Below are 4,707 nucleotides of genomic sequence, written 5' to 3' on the forward strand. Positions count from 1 at the left end.
CAGCCACCGTCCGCGCCGGGCGAGCCAGGCCACGAACTCGTGGGTGCCGCCCGCGGAGTCGCAGCGGATCAGCGTCCGCCGCCCGCGCCGGTACTTCCCCGGCAGTTGAGCGAGGGCGAGGCGGGTGGCGGTGATGTGGTCAGCTGCCGTGTTCGAGCCTGCGTTGCCTGGGCGCAGGAGAGCCGCGACGGGTTCTCCGGTTCCGCCGGGGCCGTGGTCGACGAACCCCATGAGCGGGTGGTGGCCGTAGGTCTTCTTCCAGGTCGGGGCGGCGTCCTGCTTGTCGGAGTGCGCGACGACCAGGACCCCGTCCAGGTCCACGGTCACCTGCCCGCCGGCATCCGGAGCCTGCTCGCCGGCCAACTCCCAGACTCTTTCGCGGACTTCGGAACGTGCGGCGCGGATCGCGGTCAGCGCCTTCTCGCCCGAGGCGGCGAGGGTGTCGATCAGCCGGGAGACCGTCGGATCGGAAGCCACCGGGCCGAACACGCCCGGCTCGGCCCGCAGCATGCCGACGTCGGCCAGGCAGTCGCCGCCGAGTGCGACGGCCAGGGCCACATCCAGCAGGACCTTGCCCGGATCGTGCACGGCCCGCGGCTTGCGCCACGGCGTGAGTCCCGCCGATATCGCCGCGTCCAGGCCGGACTTGCGGACCGTCTCGACCAGCAGCACCGACCCGGCCTGCGAGACCACCCCACGGCCCCCGCCCTCGACACGGACACGGACACGCGAGTACGACCCGCTACTCTTCTTCACCTGGAGAGTGCTTCTTTCCTTGCAGCTGACAGGACCCTCGACAAGTCCCATCGTTGCAGGTCAGCAGCGCTCTCCATTTATTTGATCAAGACCCGGACAGACCCACTCGCGAAAGCGCGAGGTTAAACCAGCATCTCTGCCTCGACCGGAAGGTGCAATAGATGCCAGCAGCCTCGAGCGGAAGCATGGCTGGCGCGCTCGTCATGGGGAACCCATAGCGGCAGCCACCAAGCAAGCCCACAGTTGCCCCCAGCCCCACGTGAGTGTCTAACTAACCTGACAACTACGGCGGACAGCAGCGGACGAGAACGGACGCCTACGGACTGTCAGTCCAGTTCAGCGGCTCACCCGTCAAGGCAGCGCCCCCACCCAAGTTGCTTCGGGACGAAGAAGTCCTCACCCAAGGTCTTACCACCGCGCCTCCGCTGGCGCAGCTTGCTCGGGTCGACGGCATGGCAACGTGGTTGAGGCCGGCGGGGCCCCGAGGCATACGCGTGCGTGGTCGACCAGCGAGCCCGTCGCCGTGGCTGACTTTCGTTGGCTGAGGTCCAGACGGGCCACATCGGGGGTGCCTGCGGTCTGTTACGCGCTCCTCAGCGCTGCTACTGGCAGACGGACAGCCGCGCTGCTGTACAGCAGCGAAGTACAGCAACCGACCATGACCAACTGCCACCCTGAGGGGCCGAACGGCGACCTGCATGACCCTCGTTGACCGATCTCTGTAGAGCTACGGATCAGAAGGTTGCAGGTTCGAATCCTGCCGAGTGCACACGATCAAAGGGCCCCGGAGCAATCCGGGGCCCTTTGCTTTTACCTCAGCGCCTCGACGGCTTCCCGGCGCCATGTGAAGGGGGGTGCCCCAGACCTGCGGGCACCCCCTGGTTGCTGTTCTGGACCGTCAGTACAGCGCCTTGTAGACCCCCCAGCCGCTGCCGATCTTCACGCGTGCGGCGAAGCCGCCCTTGCCGTTGCCTGCCCAGCGGTACAGGTTGCCCGCGGTGTCGCGGGTGACGAGGTCGTTGCGTCCGTCCTGAGTCAGGTCGCCGGCACCGACCAGGGCGTTGTAGGCGTTGAAGCCCGAGGCGATCTTCACGCGCCCCCCGATGCCGCCCTTTCCGTTGCCGTACCAGCGGTAGAGGTTCCCGGTCTTGTCCCGGCCGAGGAGGTCTCCGGTTCCATCGCCGTTGAGGTCACCCACGCCCACCAGCGCCGTGTAACCGGACAGCCCTGTGCCGATGCGCACCGGGGACTTGAACGTGCCCTTGCCGGTGCCGGCGTGGAACCACAGGGCTCCGGACCGGTCACGGGTCAGCAGGTCGGACCGGCCGTCACGGTTGAGGTCACCGGACGACGTCAGCAGGTCGTACTTGTTCCAGCCCTTGCCGATGACGGTGGACTTGTTGGTGTCCGGGGCGAAGTACACCTGCCCGAAGCCCCAGTACGCACGCAGTTCGCCGGCGGAGTTGCGGACCAGCATGTCCGCGTGCCCGTCGCCGTTGAGGTCTCCGGCCGGCACCAGGGTGGAGGAGGCCGGCCAGTTCGCGGTGTGGCTGCGGTTGTAGAAGTACCCCTTGGGATGGCCCTCCCATGAATCGGTCTGGCCGTCCTTGCGGACCGCCACCATGTCCGGGAACCCGTCGCAGTCGTACACATGGGTCGGCAGGGCGCCGCACATCACGTCCAGGCCGCCGCTTCCCACCCGTACCGGCACGGTTCCACCGTTGAACCTCGCGGTCAGCTGCCAGGTGTAGAGGCCGCTGGGGGCGGGAGCGCCGTTCGGTTCCCGGCCGTTCCACGAGACCTCGATGCCGTTGAGGCCGCGTTCGGCCCCACCGCTCATCGCGGCCACCCGGCGCCCGTTCGTCTTCTGGACGATGTCCAGTTGCCAGGAGTCCACGGGGCGGCTCGGCAGCAACGAGGCCGTCCAGGGCGAGTAGTTCGGTCCCGTGTTCCTCGGCGCGACGCTCCCGGAGGTGTACGCCTCGCCCATCACCGGAGCGGAGTCCGGTACCCCGTCCGCGCTCACGTGCACGCGGCGATCGGCGTCCACGTAGGCGATGTGGCCGCCGTACTTGTCCACGGTCCACGTGATCCTGCGGTTGTCCGCGAGTGTTCCGGCAGGGAGGGTGGCTATGGAGCGCTCCGCGAGCGGGCTGCCGGTGTGGAAGTCCGTCAGCTTGAGCTCGCCCGCGTCCCGGTCGTGCCGGACCACGTAGCCGTCACCGAGCATGGCGGAGCCCGACGGCACGGCGAAGCCGCGGTTGGCCGTCAGGTCGTACACCCCGGCCTGCTTGCCGGCACCGCAGGACCAGTAGAGCCAACGAGCCGTCGCCTGTAGTTCGGTGGGCACGCAGGCGGCACCGGTCCGCACGGTGCGGACGGGTTTGCCGGGAGTGGCCGCGTCCTCGGTCAGCTGCTCGGCGGTCAGCGTGCCGGGGCTCTTGGGGGCCGCGCTCCACAGGGTGGAGTACCAGAGCGCCGCGGCCTGCACCGGGCGGCTGCGGATGACCTTGCTGCGGCCCGGGTCAAGCAGGTACTGGGTTCTCGGCGACCCGCCGTCCACCACCACGTACGACTGCGACGCGTCCCTGACCTCGCCGCCGCTGCCGGGCAACGGCATCTGCACGTGCGACGTGAAGGCGTCCAGCCGGGTCTCCAGGGAGGTCCGCCCCGCTGCCTCGGACAGGAAGGACAAGCCGTACCAGTTGCCCTCGACGATCCGCACGCAGTCCTCACCCGTCGCACAGCGCACGGTGGAAGAGGGCATGCCCGTGGGGCGCTTGGGCGCTCCCGCGACGGGGACCGGGCCGATACCGACGTCCTGCTGGTGGAGGGAGAGCCTGCCGTCCAAGCTGTCCACCCGGTTCAGGGTGCCCCGGTACAGGTTCAGTCCCAGGACCTTGGCGACCACCTTGGGCAGCGGCTGGACGACCTCGTGAGCCGGCGACCCGTCGGGGCCGGCGGCGAAACGGTGCACCGCCCAGTCGCCGGTGCCGGAGCCGCCGACGAACAGGGCGCTCCCGTCCGTCGTCTGTGGTGGGAAGACCGACACGGGCGCGATGTGGTTGAGCAGGGTGCTCGGCTCCCCGCCGTCGAGCGGCCGGGACGTCAGTCGCCGGGCGGACGGGGTGTCCGAGGTCAGGAGGGTGTCGCCGAGGAGGGCCACGGGGGTCGCGCCGTCGGGCAGCGGGAACTCCCGTACCTCGGAGGACACGTCACCTCGGGGCAGCCAGCGCAGTCCGGTGAAGCCCTGCTTCCACCAGGTGATGCGGTCGGCGTTCAGCAGGATGCGCAGGCCCTGGCCGCTCATCGCCTCCGGGAGAGGGGTGATCACGGCGGTCCCGGCGTCCAGCAGGCCGTAGCGGTACTCGTCGCCGTGCCGGTAGGCGATCACCGCGCCTCGGTCGTCCCTGGCGCTCTGCTGTAGGGCGAGGCCGCGCATCTCGGCGCTCTCGGGCAGGCCGGTGATGGGCAGCGGCTCCGCGGGATCGGTGCCGGTGTCGAGGAGCAGACCGGAGTAGCGGACGCTGGTCGCGTTCCGCAGCGCCAGCACCTTGCCCGCGAGGGTCCCCCGGAACGCGTAGCCGTTCGGGACGTGCGCCTCCCGGCGCTCACCGGTGTGCGGATCGAGCAGGGTGTACCAGCCGGTGCCCCGGGCCGGGCTCGGTGAGATGGCGAGCAGGTCTCCGCCGGCGCCGACGGGGCGTACGAGCGCGTTGGACGGCAGGGTCTCCAGGCCGGGCACCTGCGTCGAGGTTCCGCTCGCGAAGTCGGTCCAGGTGTAACCGTCCCGGCCCTCCTGTTGGTGCAGGAAACCGGTGCTGCCCGCCGCCAGCGGGGTGTCCTCACGGGGTGTGGCCCGCTCGGTGGCCGGGATCACGACCTCTTGGGCCGCCGCGGTCGCCGCCTGAGCCGCCCGCGCGGGCGGCTCAGGCGGCGACCGCGGCGGCC

The 4,707-nt window shown here is 70.1% G+C and carries 2 protein-coding genes; both read right to left on the reverse strand.

The features are described 5' to 3' along the window. Positions 1-756, reverse strand: a 756-nt coding sequence (locus tag AOK24_RS14780) for an IS1380 family transposase (protein ID WP_107103962.1), incomplete at its 3' end; no start/stop codon positions are given. A gap of 898 nt (positions 757-1,654) precedes the next feature. Then, on the reverse strand, positions 1,655-4,707 hold a 3,053-nt coding region (locus tag AOK24_RS14785; protein ID WP_206191203.1), incomplete at its 5' end, for an FG-GAP repeat domain-containing protein.

The organism is Streptomyces niveiscabiei (assembly GCF_001419795.1).
Lineage (GTDB): Bacteria > Actinomycetota > Actinomycetes > Streptomycetales > Streptomycetaceae > Streptomyces > Streptomyces niveiscabiei.